The 16,014-nt window shown below is 69.4% G+C and carries 16 protein-coding genes and 2 tRNA genes; 9 read left to right on the forward strand and 9 right to left on the reverse strand.

Annotation, left to right across the window (positions count from 1 at the left end):
* Positions 1-429 precede the first annotated feature (429 nt).
* The 4 genes from L324_RS05155 to L324_RS05170 all read left to right on the forward strand — a co-directional run bounded on the left by L324_RS05155 (position 430) and on the right by L324_RS05170 (position 5,433).
* Positions 430-2,592 (forward strand): MMPL family transporter, encoded by a 2,163-nt coding sequence (locus L324_RS05155; RefSeq protein ID WP_037304584.1) that lies wholly within the window; start codon positions 430-432, stop codon positions 2,590-2,592.
* A complete protein-coding gene (locus L324_RS05160; RefSeq protein WP_037304586.1) occupies positions 2,589-3,260 on the forward strand; it encodes a response regulator in 672 nt (223 codons plus the stop codon). Before L324_RS05155 ends, L324_RS05160 begins: the two co-directional genes overlap by 4 nt.
* Positions 3,257-4,390 (forward strand): sensor histidine kinase, encoded by a 1,134-nt coding sequence (locus L324_RS05165; RefSeq protein WP_037304587.1) that lies wholly within the window; start codon positions 3,257-3,259, stop codon positions 4,388-4,390. The genes L324_RS05160 and L324_RS05165 overlap by 4 nt, the downstream gene beginning before the upstream one ends.
* 74 nt (positions 4,391-4,464) lie before the next feature.
* A complete protein-coding gene (locus tag L324_RS05170; protein WP_037304588.1) occupies positions 4,465-5,433 on the forward strand; it encodes a lysylphosphatidylglycerol synthase transmembrane domain-containing protein in 969 nt (322 codons plus the stop codon).
* 215 nt (positions 5,434-5,648) lie between these two features.
* Here L324_RS05170 and L324_RS42075 read toward each other — a convergent pair whose 3' ends face one another.
* Together L324_RS42075 and L324_RS42080 are read right to left on the reverse strand one after the other, a co-directional pair.
* Positions 5,649-6,026 (reverse strand): hypothetical protein, encoded by a 378-nt coding sequence (locus L324_RS42075; protein WP_152546698.1) that lies wholly within the window; start codon positions 6,024-6,026, stop codon positions 5,649-5,651.
* A complete protein-coding gene (locus tag L324_RS42080; RefSeq protein WP_152546699.1) occupies positions 6,023-6,301 on the reverse strand; it encodes a hypothetical protein in 279 nt (92 codons plus the stop codon). Before L324_RS42080 ends, L324_RS42075 begins: the two co-directional genes overlap by 4 nt.
* 43 nt (positions 6,302-6,344) lie before the next feature.
* Here L324_RS42080 and L324_RS43425 point away from each other — a divergent pair, with 43 nt between their 5' ends.
* Positions 6,345-6,497, forward strand: a complete 153-nt coding sequence (locus L324_RS43425) for a tyrosine-type recombinase/integrase (protein ID WP_235783403.1) — start codon at positions 6,345-6,347, stop codon at positions 6,495-6,497.
* Between the two features lie 296 nt (positions 6,498-6,793).
* Here the strand turns inward: L324_RS43425 and L324_RS05185 are convergent.
* Positions 6,794-6,866, reverse strand: a tRNA-Lys gene (locus tag L324_RS05185).
* Between the two features lie 206 nt (positions 6,867-7,072).
* Here L324_RS05185 and L324_RS05190 point away from each other — a divergent pair.
* Positions 7,073-8,293, forward strand: a complete 1,221-nt coding sequence (locus tag L324_RS05190; RefSeq protein ID WP_201769634.1) for a L,D-transpeptidase — start codon at positions 7,073-7,075, stop codon at positions 8,291-8,293.
* Between the two features lie 52 nt (positions 8,294-8,345).
* Here the strand turns inward: L324_RS05190 and L324_RS42085 are convergent, their stop codons facing one another.
* From L324_RS42085 to orn, 3 genes are all read right to left on the reverse strand, one after another.
* Positions 8,346-8,753 carry a hypothetical protein gene (locus tag L324_RS42085; RefSeq protein ID WP_152546700.1) on the reverse strand — a complete coding sequence of 136 codons (408 nt, stop codon included), beginning with the start codon at positions 8,751-8,753 and terminating at the stop codon, positions 8,346-8,348.
* Between the two features lie 127 nt (positions 8,754-8,880).
* A tRNA-His gene (locus L324_RS05205) sits at positions 8,881-8,956 on the reverse strand.
* An 84-nt stretch (positions 8,957-9,040) separates the two neighbouring features.
* Entirely contained in the window at positions 9,041-9,643 is a 603-nt protein-coding gene (orn, locus tag L324_RS05210) for an oligoribonuclease (protein ID WP_081736195.1), read from the reverse strand.
* A gap of 112 nt (positions 9,644-9,755) precedes the next feature.
* Between orn and L324_RS05215 the strand changes: the two genes are divergently transcribed.
* A complete protein-coding gene (locus tag L324_RS05215; RefSeq protein ID WP_037304595.1) occupies positions 9,756-11,282 on the forward strand; it encodes a helicase HerA-like domain-containing protein in 1,527 nt (508 codons plus the stop codon).
* Between the two features lie 47 nt (positions 11,283-11,329).
* A complete protein-coding gene (locus L324_RS05220; protein WP_037304857.1) occupies positions 11,330-11,707 on the forward strand; it encodes a DUF3224 domain-containing protein in 378 nt (125 codons plus the stop codon).
* Between the two features lie 101 nt (positions 11,708-11,808).
* Here the strand turns inward: L324_RS05220 and L324_RS05225 are convergent, their stop codons facing one another.
* From L324_RS05225 to L324_RS05235, 3 genes are all read right to left on the reverse strand, one after another.
* Positions 11,809-12,762: a S1C family serine protease gene (locus tag L324_RS05225; RefSeq protein WP_037304597.1), complete on the reverse strand. Its 954-nt coding sequence runs from the start codon at positions 12,760-12,762 to the stop codon at positions 11,809-11,811.
* A gap of 80 nt (positions 12,763-12,842) precedes the next feature.
* Positions 12,843-14,171 carry a M20 family metallopeptidase gene (locus L324_RS05230; protein WP_037304601.1) on the reverse strand — a complete coding sequence of 443 codons (1,329 nt, stop codon included), beginning with the start codon at positions 14,169-14,171 and terminating at the stop codon, positions 12,843-12,845.
* A complete protein-coding gene (locus L324_RS05235) occupies positions 14,168-14,938 on the reverse strand; it encodes a class I SAM-dependent methyltransferase (protein ID WP_037304603.1) in 771 nt (256 codons plus the stop codon). The genes L324_RS05230 and L324_RS05235 overlap by 4 nt, the downstream gene beginning before the upstream one ends.
* A gap of 139 nt (positions 14,939-15,077) precedes the next feature.
* On the opposite strand from L324_RS05235, the gene L324_RS05240 reads away from it, so the two are divergent.
* Positions 15,078-16,013: a DNA-3-methyladenine glycosylase family protein gene (locus L324_RS05240; protein ID WP_051173648.1), complete on the forward strand. Its 936-nt coding sequence runs from the start codon at positions 15,078-15,080 to the stop codon at positions 16,011-16,013.
* Position 16,014: the final 1 nt, after the last annotated feature.

The following is a 16,014-nucleotide window of genomic DNA, read 5'->3' on the forward strand; positions in this document are numbered from 1 at the left end:
GTGGGAGGGAACAGGGCCGGCGGGTTTCTTGCCGGCTGGCCGAAAGCGGTGCGACAGCGGATAAATCGATCGCAGTAAGCGCTTACAGTACCGCGCTGCATAAAAGATGTAAACACACAGAAATCCTTGTCATGGCGGGAATAATCCGCCAGCCAGGGCTGGGTTCGATCCTATTCGGCACCCTGCCGAACCCGTTTTCCGACATTGTCAAGATTTGTCAAGTCGCCCGGCTCTTATGAACACCGCGGCTCGTAATCGAAATTCGTCGAATTCTTGTCGAATGCGATCTCTGGCTCGACGCCCACGAGGCCGGCCACCGGCGGGTACCGCGCATGCGGTACGCCGATGACCGCGGGAGGCTGACGCCGCGGGAGGCCGGGGCCGGGAGGCTGGGCAGCGACCGTCCTCCTTCCCGAAAGGCTTTTCACCGTGAGCTCTCTCGCACGTTGGTGCTTCCGCAGGCGGGGTGTCGTCCTCGCCGGCTGGGTGGGCGGCCTCGTGGCCCTGGCCCTGCTGGTGTTCGGCGCCGGCGCGGCGTTCACCGACTCCGCGGACATGCCGGACAGCGAGTCCGCGACCGCTTATCACCTGCTCGGCCAAGCCGGTGGTCCGGCCGGCGGGAACGTCGTGCGCGGCACGATCGTCTGGCACGGCGGCGATGTCGGGTCCGGCACCTTGCGCGATCGGGTCACCGCGGTGCTCGGCGACATCTCGGCGATGCCCGGGGTGAAGCAGGTCGTCAGTCCGTACACCGCGGCGGGCGCGGCCCAGCTGAACGCCGGGGCCGGGACCGCGTACGCGACCGTCGTCCTCGACAAGAGCGCCGCCACCGAACCCGTCGTGCAGGCCGCCGAGCGGCTGCGGGCGCCCGGGCTGGACGTCCAGGCCGGCGGCCAGGCGTTCACCGAGAAGCCCGCCGGCTCGAACGGCACCGAGGCGATCGGCATCCTCGCCGCGCTGGTCCTGTTGCTGCTGTTGTTCCGGTCCCTGTGGGCGGCGGTCCTGCCGATCGTCACGGGCCTGGTCGGCGTCGGCGCGTCACTGCTGGTCGTGATGCTGGCGTCGCACGTGGTCGACCTGGCGGCGACGAGCCTCACCATGGGCGCGCTCATCGGTCTCGGCGTGGGCATCGACTACGCCCTGTTCATCGTGAACCGCCACCGCAAGGCGCTGCGGGCCGGGGCGAGCGTCCCGGACGCGCTGGCGCAGGCGGCGGACACGTCCGGGCGTGCGGTGGTGTTCGCCGGGGTGACGGTGGTGATCGCGCTGCTCGGCATGTTCGTGGTCGGCCTCGGTCTGCTCACCGGCATGGCGCAGGCCGCCGCCGTGACGGTCCTGTTCACCGTCGCCGCCGCGCTCACGCTGCTGCCGGCGCTGCTGGGCCTGCTCGGGTACCGGGTGCTGTCCCGGAAGGACCGCAAGGCCATCGCCGCCGGCCGGTTCCCGGTGGCGGAGCAGCGGACCCGGGAGACGTCCTTGCCGGCTCGCTGGGCGAACCTCGTGCAGCGCTTCCCGGTGGCAGCCGGCGGCGCCGCTCTCGTCGTGACCGTTCTGCTTGCCTCGCCCGTGCTGGGCATGCGGGTGGGCAACGCGGACGCGAGCAGTGACCCGGCGGGCACGCCCACCCGCGCCTACCACGACTTGATGGCCGGCGCCTTCGGTGACGGCTTCGACGCCTCCCTGCTGCTGGTCGCGAACACGCCCGACGTCGCATCGGCCCAGGCGTTCGCCACCCTGGTGCACCGGCTGGACTCGCTGCCCGGTGTCGCGCACGTGGCCGACGCCCCAGGCCGTGGATCCGTCGCCTCGGCGACCGTGATCCCGACGACGACCGCCCAGGCCGAGGCGACCGCGGACCTCGTCACGACCTTGCGCGAGGACGTCATCCCGGTCGCGGAGGCGGGCACCGGGCTGCAGGTCTACGTCGGCGGCCAGACCGCGAGCAGCATCGACGTCGCCGACGCGCTGATGAGCAAGCTGCCGCTCTACCTCGGGCTCATCGCCCTGCTCGGGTTCCTGTTGCTGGCCGCGGCGTTCCGCAGCGTCCTGGTGCCGCTGGTGGGCGCGGTGAGCAACATCGCCACGATCGCCGTCGGGCTCGGCGCGGTCACCGCGATCTTCCAGCACGGGTGGGGCCTGGCTCTGCTGGGCGTCGGCTCGGTGGCACCGGTGATGTACCTGGTGCCGGTGCTGGTCGTCGGCGTGATGTTCGGCTTGTCGATGGACTACCAGGTGTTCCTGGTCAGCCGCATGCACGAGGAGTGGGTCCACACCCGCGACAGCAGGCGCGCCGTGCGGGCGGGGGTGGCCGAGACGGGCCGGGTGATCGCGGTCGCGGCGACGATCATGCTCTGCGTGTTCGCCTCGTTCGGCTTCAGCGGCGAGCGGATCGTGGCGATGATCGGCATCGGGCTGGCGATCGCGGTCCTGATCGACGCGTTCGTGGTGCGGCTGACGCTGATCCCCGCCGTGATGACGCTGCTCGGCCGGGTGAACTGGGCCTATCCGCGGTGGGCGGAGCGGATCACGCCGCGGCTGTCGGTCGAAGGTCCCGAGCGGGTGCAGGAGACGCACGAGATGATGGCCGGATGACGATCCGTGTCCTGCTCGCTGACGACCAGGCCCTGCTCAGGGCGACTTTCCGCCTCCTCGTCGATGCCACGGACGACATGGTGGTGGTCGCCGAGGCCGCCGACGGACAGGACGCGGTGACGAAGGCACGCGAAGCCCAGGCCGACGTCGTCGTCATGGACATCCGCATGCCTGGCGTGGACGGCATCGAGGCCACCCGGCGGATCACCGCGGACGAGGACCTCGCCGGGGTGAAGATCCTGGTCCTCACCACGTTCGAGACCGACGAGTTCGTGGTGGCCGCGCTGCGGGCCGGGGCCAGCGGCTTCCTCGGCAAGGGCGTCGAGCCGGAGCTGCTGCTGCAGGCGATCCGGACGGTGGCGGCGGGGGAGTCGCTGCTGTCGCCGTCCGCCACGACCGCACTGATCGGCCGGTTCCTGGCCCAGCCCGACGCTCGGCCGGTCGAGCGGGCGGAGCTGGGCGAGCTGACCGCACGGGAACAGGAGATCACCGCGCTGGTCGGGGCCGGACTGTCCAATGTGGAGATCGCCGCCAAGCTGTTCATCAGCGCCGCGACAGCGAAGACGCACGTCAACCGCGCAATGATGAAGACCGGCGCCCGGGACCGGGCCCAGCTGGTCGTCTTCGCCTACGAGACCGGGCTCGTCGCCCCACGGAGCGCGCGGTGAGTCCGCCGCGGTGGTGGCACGTCGTGCTGCCCGCGGTGATCACCCTGCTGATCGGGGTGTTCCAGCTGGCCAGCCGGGACGACGCGGGGTGGGTCGCCCCGGACGGCTGGCAGGTCGTCGTGGCCGGCATGGGGAGTGCTGCGCTCCTGTGGCGCCACCGGTACCCGGTGCCGGTCGCGTGCGTGACCGCCGTGCTCGGTGGGCTGCTCCCGCTGATCCCGCCACACATCGTCGTGGTCGAGACAGCGTGCATCGTCGCGCTCTACACCGTGGCCAAGCAGGCCGACCGCCGGACGGCGTGGACCACGGCCGCGGTCACGACGGTGCTGCTCACCGTCAGTTCCGTGACCTGGCTGCCGGATCACCTGGCCGACCTCCGCGTCGTGCTGCCGGCCAACTACATCGTGATCGCGGTCGCCGTCGGTGAGTCGGTGCGCGCCAACCACGCGCTCCTGCGGCAGGCCCAGGAACGGGCCCGCGAAGCGGAACGAAGCCGGGAGGAGGAGGCGCGCCGCCGGGTGCGCGACGAGCGCGTCCGCATCGCCCGTGATCTGCACGACGTCGTCGCCCACCACATCACCCTGGTCAACGCCCAGGCCGGCGTCGCGCACCACCTGCTGGACCGGCAACCGGACAAGGCACGCGAGGCACTGTCCGGAATCAAGGACACCAGCCGCGCGGCCCTCGACGAGCTGCGCGCCACGGTGGGACTGCTGCGCCAAGACGACGACCCACCCGAATCCCTCCGGCCCACACCGGGATTCGCCGACCTCGGGGCGCTGGTGGAATCGTTCCGGTCGGCCGGGTTCGATGTCCGCGTGACCTCTCGGGGAACCGCCCTGCCCCTAGCCGGAGCCGCCGACCTCGCGGCTTACCGGATCGTGCAGGAAGCACTGACGAACGCCAGCAAGCACGGCACCGAGCGTCGCGCACACGTGGACCTGATCTACACCGGCGACGCCCTCCGGCTGACGGTGACCAACTCCGCGTCGCCCGGCCACCGCGGGCCCGGTACCGGGCACGGGCTGATCGGCATGCGCGAACGCGCCGGCAGCGCCGGTGGTTCGTGCACGGCGGGACTGCGTGCCGACGGGCAGTACGAGGTGCAAGCGGTGCTGCCGCTGCCCTAGTACCGCGGACGCGGTACGGTCCGATACCGCTCGGAGCCGACGTTTTCCGGCCCCGAACCGTCCACCATGGACTGGTGATCGAGAGTCGAAGCGACGCCCTCCCGTCCGTGAAACGCCGGACCGGGGCGAACACACTGATCCGCTGGGCGGCGGCGGTGGTCGTCGTGGTGGCGCTGGTGGCCTTCGTCCGCACGGCAGGCGCCGCCGACCTCGGAGCGGTCTTCGGGACCGCCGAGCCGCTGTGGGTCTTCGCGGCGGTGGTGGTCTTTCTCGTGCCGTTGCTGGGCAATGTGCTGGTGCTGCGGGCCGTCGCGCCGGTGCGGCTGCCGTGGGGGCTGACGACGGCCGCGCAACTGGCGGGCGCGGTCGGCAACCTGGCCGCGCCAGGGAATCTCGGCGGGATGGCGACCAACGTCCGCTTCCTGCACCGGCGCGGGGTGGCGACGACGGGAGCGGCGGGCGCGGTCGGGGCGGCCCAGGCCGCCGCGGTGGTCGTGACGGTGGCGCTGGCGCTGCCGGGGCTGATCGCCTCAGGCCGGCTCGCGGCCGCGGGTTCGGTGGTGTCCGGTCCGGTACTGCCGATCGCGGCGCTCGTGCTGCTCGCGGTCGGAGTGACGCTGCGGTGCACGGCGGCCGGCCGCCGGTGGGCGGGCCGGGTGCGTTCGGTCGCGGTGGCGACGCTCACGGCGTTCCGGCTCGCGCTGGCCGCCCCGGGCCGGGCCGGCCTCGCGGTGGCCGGGAACCTCCTGGTGACCCTCGGTTCGACCGCGGCACTGGCCGCGGCCGTCCGGGCATTCGGTGCCGCGGTGCCGTTCGGCGACCTCCTCCTCGTTGTGGCGGGCAGCGCGTTCGCCGGCCTCGTGCCCCTGCCCGGTGGGGCGGGCGGGGCCGAGGTGATCCTGGCAGCCCAGCTGACGGCGGTGGGGCTCCAGCCCCCGGTCGCCCTCGCGGCGGCCGTGCTTCACCGCGTGGTCACGTTCTGGTCCCGGGTGCCGGTGGGCTGGTTCGCCTTCGCATGGCTGCGCCGAGCCGGCCACCTCTGATCCAGGTTCTGTCGGGCGAAGAGGCGATGTGGTCGATCCAGTTTATCGACTGCGGGACCAAGCCGGCGGTGTTGAGCACGCGGTTGTGCCAGATAGCGGCGGCCATGGGGAGCGCAGGCGTTGTGCGATGAGGAGGTGACGCCGTCGGTGGAGTGGCCGCTGTGCAGTTCGAATCGGTGGTACTTCACCTCGGTCGTGTGATTGGCGGAATTCCCCTATAAGTTGAAGGCTTTTTCGAGCTGAATGACGGCGTTTTCGTGAGTTCCGTCTGCGGGTCCATGATCCACAGTTGGCTGGTGGTGGGGCGGAATCCGAGCGCGCTGCCCAGGTGCGGCGTACTTGCTGAGGGCCGGTTCGAAGGCCGAGTTGTCTTTGCGCAGGGCGCGGTCGAGGTCGATGGGGAACGGCAGCACAGCGACGAGTCGTGGGTCGTTGCAGACCCAGCGCAGCAGGCGGGCGGTGAGGAGCCGTCCGACTCCGCCGAGGCCGCGCCAGGCTGGTGCGAGCTGCACTCGATCGATGATGACGACTTTTGCGTAGTCTTCGCTGCGGGCATCGAGTGCGTCGTCGACGTGCTGGAGGTCGATGGTCAAACCGTTGGCTTCGAAGACCGTGACATCGGTGGATCCTCGTCGAGTTGTTTCGTCGAGAGTGCCGTGCCGTCGGCTTTGAACCAAGGTTCGATGCCGTCAGCTTCGTCCTCGTCCGGAAGGACCCGCACTGTGGCACTGGCCCGCCAGTCGCTGGTGCCGGGATCGGTCTCGTCGCTTCTGGCGAGGCTCGCCTGGCTGTCCAAATGAAGCTCAACCCTCTCAAGCTGAGCAAGTAACTGTCGCGAAAGGCCGGGGTCCCTGCGGAGTGCGGCCATGGCACCGTAGTGTTCGGATTTCTCTCTCTGCTCAAGATGAGATGTGTCGCAAACATTCCGGAGGCTGGTCGAGAAGGCTGATCTGCCGCCGGTGCGGTTCCACGACCTGCGTCACGGCGCGGCGACGCTATCCCTGGCCGCGGGCAACGACCTGAAGACCGTGCAGGCCCTGTTGGGCCAGCCAGCATCGTCCTGACGGCCGACACCTACACCAGCGTGCTCCCATCGCTGGCTCAGGTCTGCGCGGAGGCAACCGCGAGCCTGGTCCGCCGCGCCGGCTACGACCGACGCGGAAGATCTGCAGTTCAGGTGTTATGTCTACCCGGTAAGGGCGACGTCGAATCGTCGGACACAGCCCGCGCTTCAACCGTGCCGGCGGAACTCTGTGCCGGACCCACGACGGCCCCACCCCGGCCCCACAGATCAACAAAGCCCACCGACAGCGACCCTGAAACTGCAGGGAAACCGTTGGTGGGCTTTGATTCAGAACTGTGCGCCATCAGGGACTCGAACCCCGAACCCGCTGGTTAAGAGCCAGCTGCTCTGCCAATTGAGCTAATGGCGCCTGCTTGTTCCTGCCGCTTTGGTGTTCCCCTCGGCGACGTGGAAAACATTAACACAGGGTTGCTGGGGCCCGTTTCAGGGGGGTCCCCTTCGGTCGCCGTGGGCGTCGCGGGGACGGATTCGGCCATCCGGCCGCAGGCGTTGCGGCCGGTCAGGCAGACTATAGCCAGACGTTGGGGTTGGTACCACGCGAAACGGGCGGTGTGCATGAGGGTCTGGGGAGCGACGGGGCGGTCGCGGGTGGCTGTGGTGGCTGTGGTGGCCGGGTTCACACTCGCCGCGTGCAGCAGTACACCGTCGAGTGAATCGCCGTCGCCGGGTGGCGCTCCCGGAGGTTCGCAGCAGAGCAGTGCGGCCGCTCCGGCTCCGAAGCCCGCCGTGATGACGCTGACTCCGGCGCAGGGCGCGGCGGACGTGGCGCCCGGTGAGCCGGTCACGGTCGCCGTCGCCGACGGCAAGGTGGGCGAGGTCAAACTCGCCGGCGCCGACGGCAAGGTCGTCGCGGGCAAGCCGAAGGAAGACGGTTCGGGCTGGGAGTCGGCGGAGCCGCTCGGCTACGGCAAGACCTATACCGTCACCGCGGCCGCGACAGGGACCGACGGCAAACCGGTCACCGCGACCTCGACGTTCTCCACGGCCAAGCCGGGTCGCCAGATCGGTGTCTCGATCAACCTGGTCGAGGGCGAGACGGTCGGTGTCGGCCTGCCGTTGATCTTCACCTTCACCGCCAACGTGCCGGACAAGGCGGCGACCGAGAAGGCGCTGAAGATCGTCACCGAGCCGCAGGCCGAGGGCGCGTTCCACTGGTTCGGCGAGAAGACCGTGATGTGGCGGCCCAAGGAGTACTTCAAACCGGGCACCAAGATCTCCGTCAACGCGGCGATCTACGGCAAGAACCTCGGCAACAACACCTTCGGCCGTGAGGACAAGCCCGCCAAGGTGGTCGTCGGCGACAAACTGGTCGCGACCGCCGACGGTGGCACGCACCAGATGAAGGTCGTGGTGAACGACCAAGAGGTCAAGCAGATGCCGATCTCGATGGGCAAGCCGTCGAGCAGCACCCCGGCCGGGACCTACACCGTGATGAGCGAGCACACCGGCTACACGATGGACTCGAGCACCTACGGCGTCCCGACGGACAGCAAGGCGGGCTACCGGACCTTCGTGAAGTACGCGGTGCGGATGTCGAACAGCGGCATCTTCTACCACTCGGCGCCGTGGTCGGTCGGTTCGCAGGGCAAGCGGAACGTGAGCCACGGCTGCATCAACCTGTCGACCGAGAACGCGAAGTGGCTGATGGACATCTCGAAGAAGGGCGACATCATCACGGTCGCCAATTCGGGTCCGCAGGTGCTGGAGCCGACCGACGGCTGGTCGGTGTGGCAGATGTCGTGGGACGACTGGAAGACCGGCGGCGACCGGAACTGACCTGGCGTCATGAGGGGTCCCCATAGGACGGAATTCGTCCTATGGGGACCCCTCATGACGTTCCGGGCGGGAGAGGGCCGTTGAGGTACTCCCACTGCGTTTCGCCGCTGGTCTTGTAGCGGCACTTCTGCGTGGTGGTGTCCCAGATCTTCTCCGGGTCACGACGGCACTTCTGGTACTCCAGGTCGGCGAGGTACTTCTGCGATTGGGCCTTCGTGCAGTTCGGATAGCCGGGCTCGCATCGCCACGGTGACTTCGTGGCGGAGCTCTTGGCAGGCGGCGGAGCCGGGGTCACCGTGACCGTCACCGGCGGCGCCGTCGAGGTGGACGGTGGGGCGGTCACGGTCGTGACAGGTGCGGGCACTATCGGCGATGCGGGTGCTGGGTCCGGCGAGGAGGTCGTGCAGGCCCCGGCCAGCACACAGAGCCCGAAGACCCCCAAGATCGGCCAGCGTCCCATGGTGCCCTCCACGTGAGTTCGTCCTGAACTCGCGCCAGCACCACTCCGCGTTACCGATGACCCCGGAAAAAGCTAAACCCCAGCCTGTTGGGAGGGGCTCGCAAGAGCCCCGAACAGACTGGGGTGATGGGGTGAGCGACGGGTTTCGAACCCGCGACCTCCTGGACCACAACCAGGTGCTCTACCAGCTGAGCTACGCCCACCATCGCCGGGCTCGGGAAGCTTCCCCATCACCTCGGCCGCACTATATTAGCGTGCCCGTTTCCGGGGCCTGCAACGGGTTACGGTTAGTGGCGTTCCTGCACTTCAGCGGCCGCGGCCTTGGCCTGTTCGGTGGTCGGGCCGGGCTGCGGGACGAAGGCGACGCGGCGGTAGTAGTCGAGCTCGCCGATGGATTCCTTGATGTCGGCGAGCGCGCGGTGCGCGAGGCCCTTCTCGGGCTTGGCGTAGTAGATCCGCGGGTACCAGCGCCGGACGAGTTCCTTGATGGAGGACACGTCGACCATGCGGTAGTGCAGGTGGTCGTCGAGGGAGGGCATGTCGCGGGTGATGAAGCCGCGGTCGGTCCCGATGGAGTTGCCGGCGAGCGGGGCGACGTTGGCCTCGGGCACGTGGGCACGGATGTACTCGAGGACGCGCTGTTCGGCCTCTTCCAGGGTGACCGTGGAGCGCCGGACCTCTTCGGTGAGGCCGGAGCGCGCGTGCATTTTGCGGACGACCTCCGGCATACCGTCGAGGGTTTCGTCGTCGGTGTGGATGACGATGTCGACGCCTTCGCCGAGGACGTTGAGCTCGGCGTCGGTCACCAGCGCGGCTATTTCGATCAACGCGTCCTTGCCGAGGTCGAGCCCCGTCATCTCGCAGTCGATCCAGACTAGGCGGTCGTTCACCCCGGAACCCTAACCCGACCCGGGGATTCAGGGCGCGCGACGTGCGGGTCGGGCCGCTTACTGGCAGCGTGTGCATCCTCAGGTGAGCCGGATCACAGACCAGGGAGCGACAGTGGCCGAACAGGGTCCAGCCCAGGAGATCGCGCAGGGGTACGTGAGCGAGGGGGCGGCGGTCGAGCTCGGTGCCGTCGTGATCGACGGCAAGGCAGACGCCGGGGCGGCGGTCCGCCTGCCGCTGGCGACGCTGAACCGGCACGGCCTGGTCGCGGGCGCGACGGGCACCGGGAAGACGAAGACCCTGCAGCTGGTCGCCGAGCAGCTGTCGGCCGCCGGGGTGCCGGTGGTGCTGGCCGACGTGAAGGGTGACCTGTCGGGTCTGGCCGCGCAGGGCGAGAGCAACGACAAGATCGCCCGGCGTGCCGAAGAACTCGGTGACCAATGGGAGCCCGCCGCGTTCCCCGTGCAGTTCCTGTCGCTCGGCACGGGCGGGAAGGGCTCGCCGATCCGGGCGACGATCACGAGTTTCGGCCCGATCCTGCTGTCGAAGGTGCTGGGGCTCAACGAGACTCAGGAGTCGACGCTCGGCCTGATCTTCCACTGGGCCGATCAACGCGGCCTGGCGCTGCTGGACACGAAGGACCTCCGTTCGGTCATCACGCACCTGACCAGCGACGAGGGCAAAGAGGACTTGAAGGGCATCGGCGGCGTCTCGGCCGCGACGGCCGGGGTGATCCTGCGGGCGCTGTCCAATCTGGAGGCTCAGGGCGGGGAGGACTTCTTCGGCGAGCCCGAGCTGGACGTCCACGACCTGATGCGCCAGGTCGACGGCAAGGCCATGGTGACCTTGCTGGAGCTGGACAACCTCCAGTCGAAGCCCGCGCTGTTCTCGACGTTCCTGATGTGGCTGCTGGCCGAGTTGTTCGAGGAACTGCCCGAAGAGGGTGACCTCGACAAGCCGAAGCTGGTGTTCTTCTTCGACGAGGCGCATCTGCTCTTCAACGACGCGTCGAAGGCGTTCCTGGAACGGATCGAGCAGACCGTGAAGCTGATCCGGTCGAAGGGGGTCGGCGTCTTCTTCTGCACGCAGCTTCCGACGGACATCCCGAACAACGTCCTGTCGCAGCTGGGTGCGCGGATCCAGCACGCGTTGCGCGCCTTCACACCCGAGGATCAGGCGGCGCTGACGAAGACCGTGAAGACGTACCCGAAGACGAAGCACTACGAGCTGGACTCGGCCCTGACGTCGCTCGGTATCGGCGAAGCGATCGTCACCGTCCTTTCCGAACGCGGTGCGCCGACGCCGGTCGCGTGGACGCGGCTGCGGGCGCCGCGTTCGAAGATGGGGTCCATCGGCGCCGAAGCGATCTCAGCGGCGACGACGTCCTCGGAGCTGCACGCGAAGTACTCCGAGACGATCGACCGCGAGTCGGCCTATGAGAAGCTCGCCGCGAAGGTGGCCGTGCCGCCCGCCGGCGAAGCCCCGCCGGAAGCGCCTCCGGCTCCGAAACCGGAGAAGGAAGCACCGGGAATGGTCGAACAGGCCATGAAGAACCCGGCGGTGAAGTCGTTCCTCCGGTCCGCGGCGAGCGCGCTCGGACGGGAGATCACGCGAGGACTGTTCGGGAACCGGAGGCGCTGAGGAATACCTGACGGGTTCTGTCAGGTATCTCCGGCAGGGTGGGCGCCATGACCAACATCGCGACAGCGTCGTTCACCGTGGACGGCTGGGACCCGCAAGCCACCGAGAAGGCCGAGAACACCGAGTTCTCGCGGGTGCTGCTGACCAAGACCTTCACCGGCGGGGTCGAGGGCACCAGTGCCGTGGAGATGCTCACGGCGGTGAGCGGGACGTCGAGGGCGTACGTCGCCTTCGAGCGGCTTGCCGTGTCCGTCGACGGCCGCAAGGGTGGCTTCGTCCTGCACCACTCGGCGGGGGAGGACGGCCATCGCCTGATCGTCTTGCCGGGCTCCGGGCACGGCGAACTGTCCGGCACCACCGGCACCGCCACGATCACCCAGGACGACGAGGGGAACCACACCTTCACCCTCACCTATGAACTCTGAAAGTCCGTGAAGGCCTCCTTCCCTACCCTGAAGGTAGGCAAGGATGCCTTCACGGACAGTGCCGGCTGGGCCGCCCCCTGAATGCGGCCCAGACGGCCGGGTCAGCCGACGATCTGCTCGACGATCTTTTTCGCGTCGTTGATGGGGATCGCGAAACCGATGCCGATGCTGCCGGTCGAGGCCGGGTTGTACAGCGCCGAGTTGATGCCGATGACGTTCCCCTGCGCGTCCACCAGCGCCCCGCCCGAGTTGCCCTGGTTGATCGGGGCGTCGGTCTGGATCGCGGTGTAGCTCGGCCCGTTCTCGTTCGCGGTCCGGCTGTAGGGCGAACGCCGGTCCTGGCCACTGCTCAACTCGTCGAGCTTGCGGTTCAGCGCGCTCACGATCCCGGTGGTCACGGTGTTCTGCAGTCCGCCGGGAGAACCGATCGCGACGACCTGCTGGCCGGTGACGAGCTTGCTGGAGTCGCCGAGCGACGCGGGGGTCAGCCCGCTCGCGTCCTTCGCCTGCAAGACCGCGATGTCGGCCTTGGTGTCCGCGCCGACCACGCTCGCCTTGTACTGCTTGCCGTTCGACAGCGTGATGGTGACGTCGCCCTCGGCGTCGGCGACCACGTGGGCGTTGGTGAGGATGCGGCCGTCCGCCGTCAGGATGACGCCGGATCCGACGGCCTCGCCCTGCCCGGTGGTCACGTTCACCTGGACGACGCTCGGGGTCACCTTCGCGGCGACAGCGCTGACGTCACCCGAGGTGGTGTTCCCGACCAGTTGCCCGTTGGCGACCGCGGAGGCACCGGTACCGGACGCGGACGGCGTCGATCCGAGGCCGGCGATCGCCGCGCCACCGACCCCGCCGACGAGGGCGGCGCCGAGTGCCGTCGCGCTGACGAGGACGGCGACGCGGCTCGCCTTCTTGCGTGGCGCGGGAGCCGGGGCGGGCTGCGGGGTGAAGAGCGGATTCGGCGCGGCCTGCCAAGGGGTGCTGTATCCGGGGTGCTGCGGCGGCTGGTGCCCACCGGTGGAGGCGGGGCCGGGCCGACTCTCGTTCTCGGTCATGGCACCAGATTCGCGCCCGTACTTGTGAGCCGCCTGTGGAAATCCCCTCCGCTTTGCTGAGAAGAATCAGCTGAGAATTCTCAGTCGAAGAACGCCGGGACGTCCAACGCCCCGCCCGAAGCCTCGAACTCCTCGTGCACCGCCGCTCGGAGTTCCGCGTCGGCCAGGTAGTCGACGGCGGTCAGCGCCAGGCCGAGCGCACCGTCGACGACCGCGCGATCGCCGTCCGGGGAACCGGCCGCGGCCGCGAACTCCTTGGTGTGCAAGGCGGTCGTCGGCCCGGCGATGGCGATCATCGGGTGGATCGCTGGCATCCGGTAGGAAAGGTTGCCGAGATCGGTCGAGCCGGTGAGGAATTCGGGCACGATCCCCGGCGGCAGCGGTTTGCGGCCCGCGTCGACCTGGTGCACCGACCAGCGACCGGCGAGCGTGGTGTTGAACCGGATCGGCAGATACGCGGGCTGGGCGTCCCAGTGCAGTTCGACGCCGCAGCCGGTCATCTCCGCCGCGCCGCGCGCGACCGCCGAAACCCGTTCGGCCAGGTCTCGCAGCGTCTCCGGTCGAGCGGACCGCAGGTAGAACATCAGGGCCGCGCGTTCGGGGACGACGTTCGGCCGCGCGCCACCGTCGGTGAAGACGCCGTGGACACGGTCGCTGGAGGGCAGATGCTGCCGAAGCGCCGCGACGCCCTGGTACGCGGCGACGGCGGCGTCGAGCGCGTTGCGTCCCATGAACGGCTGAGCCGAGGCGTGCGCGCCGACGCCGTGGAACACCATCTCCAGCTGACGCCTGCCGAGGAACGGGTGCATGGCGATGTCGTGGCTGAAGGGGTGCAGCATGAGCACGGCGTCGACGTCGTCGAAGACACCGGCGCGGGCCAGGGTTTCCTTGCCGCCACCGCCTTCCTCTGCGGGCGTGCCGATCAGCGAGACCCGGCCGCCCAGGCGGTCGGCGACCGCTGCCGCGCCGAGGAAACCACCCGCGCCCGCGGTGCAGATGACGTTGTGCCCGCAGCCGTGGCCGAGTCCGGGAAGGGCGTCGTATTCGGAGAGGACCGCGATATGCGGGCCGCTGCCGGGAGTGGTCGCGACCAGGGCGGTGTCCAAGCCGCCCGCGCCGATCGTCACCTCGTGGCCATGGCGGGTGAGCAGCTCGCCGAGCGCGCGCACCGAGCGATGCTCGGCGAAACCCTCTTCGGGATGAGCGTGCAGGTCCTGGCTCAGGTCCACCAGTTCCGCCGTCAGCGCGCGGATCTCGGCGCCGACGGCGTCCCGCGTGGCGGCGTCCGCGCCGTCGTGCGGGGAACCGAGGGGCTCGGCCGCGGCGACGGCGTCGGCGGTCGCTTCGACCAGCGAACGGAGGTAGCCGTCGTCGGGGGGAATCGGCGAAGCGTGCTCAGAGCGGATCATGGCCGGATGTTAACCGGTAGCACTCCCGAGACGATCTGAGTGACACCGGAGAACCGCTCCTTCACGCGGTCGAATCCGCGCCGGGACAGCTTCGCCGCTATTTCCCCGCGGTCGAACATCCGTTGTCCGCTGAGGCCGCCGAGGACGGTGTCCGCCAGCCGCATCGGCTGGTCGTCGTGCCGGGCGCTGGTCAGCACCACCAGCGCGCCACCGGGTTTCAGCACGCGGGTGAACGAGTCCAGCGCCGCGTCCGGATCGGCGAACATGTGCAACGCGGCGAAGCAGCAGACAGCGTCCACAGTGGAATCCGCGAGGGGCAGGTCGACGGCGTCGGCACGCAGATAAGCCACCGAAGCCGGATTGGGCGCGGCGAGTGCCTTCTCCAGCATGGTGACCGAACCGTCGAGTCCGATCGAAAGCCCGTCCGGGCCGACCGCTTCGCCGAACGCGCGGGTGAACCGGCCGGTGCCGCAGGCGACGTCCAGCGCGATCTTGCCGGGGCTCAGACCGAGCGCTTCGATCGCGATGCGGACCTCGCCCGCCATGCTCGGACCGGTCAGTCCTTTCGCGACCCTGCCCAGCGCCGGACGCCAGTACCGCTCGTAGATCATCGGGACGGCGGACGTGCGCATCAGCCGTTGCGCGAGTCCGGTCGACGGCCCCGCCTGAGGGATTTCGCCCAGCAGATCGAGAAAACCGTCCCCTCCGCCGGTGGGTGCGGTGCCCGGCCGCAGCAGGCTCAGGAGACGTTCGCGTTGGTCAGGCATGGCTGCTCCCTTCACGTCCTCATCCGAGAATCTGCCATGACCGGCCCGTTCGCGACATTCCCGCCGCCGCGGCCCGAAACTGTCGGTGGCCGTCTCTAACGTCGGAGGGAGTCGCCGTTCCCAGCCGAAGGAGCCCGAAATGACCGGCTCGATCCTGCAGCAGACGACCACGCTCCGCATCCCGGTGCGCGGTCCGTTCGACCTCGAAAAGTCCATCCGGTTCCTGACCGATTTCCGGCCGGCGTGCCGCGCCGACGCCGCCGCCGAACCCGGCACCCTGCGCCTCGCCTTCCCGGCGGAAGCGGGCTGGGAACACGTCGGTGCGGCCGTCAGACAGAGATCACCCGGCTCGATCGAAGTGGAGGTCTTCGCCGAAGAAGCGCTCGCCGTCGAGGTCGGCGCCCAGGTGCGGCGGATCCTCTCGGTGGACATCGACGGCGTCGGGTTCGCCAAGATCGGCGCCGCGGATCCCGTGGTGCGCCGCCTTCAGCAGACGTTCCCCGGGCTGCGGCCCGTCCTGTTCCATTCGCCCTACGAAGCGGCCTGCTGGGCGATCCTGAGCCATCGGACCCGGATGTCGAACGCGGCCGTGGTGAAACGGCGGCTCGCGGAGGAACTCGGCAAGCCGGTGGACGTCGGCGGGCGGATCCTCAGGTCGTTCCCTGCGCCGGACGTTCTCGCCGGGGTGGAGGCCGGTCCGGGTCTCACGGAGTCGAAGGCCGAGCGGCTGCGCGCGGTGGCCAACGCCGCCAAGGACGGTCTGCTCGACGCTACGTACCTGCGCGCCATGCCGGTGCAGGAGGCCTTGCGCCGGTTGCAGCGACTGCCGGGGATCGGCCCGTTCTCGGCGCAACTGATCCTCATCAGGGGAGCCGGGCATCCGGACGTCTTCCCCGGTGACGAGCCCCGGGTGCAGGAGGCCATGCGGACCGCGTACGGCCTGCCGCGGGCGGAGACCGAGGAGCTGGAGGAAGTCGCCATGGCGTGGCGGCCGTTCCGCAGCTGGGTCGCCTTCGCGCTGCGCAACGACCGGGAGTTTCGCATGCGCGAGATCGGGGGTTCGATGACCGCCTGAC

Source organism: Amycolatopsis orientalis DSM 40040 = KCTC 9412 (assembly GCF_000478275.1).
GTDB lineage: Bacteria > Actinomycetota > Actinomycetes > Mycobacteriales > Pseudonocardiaceae > Amycolatopsis > Amycolatopsis orientalis.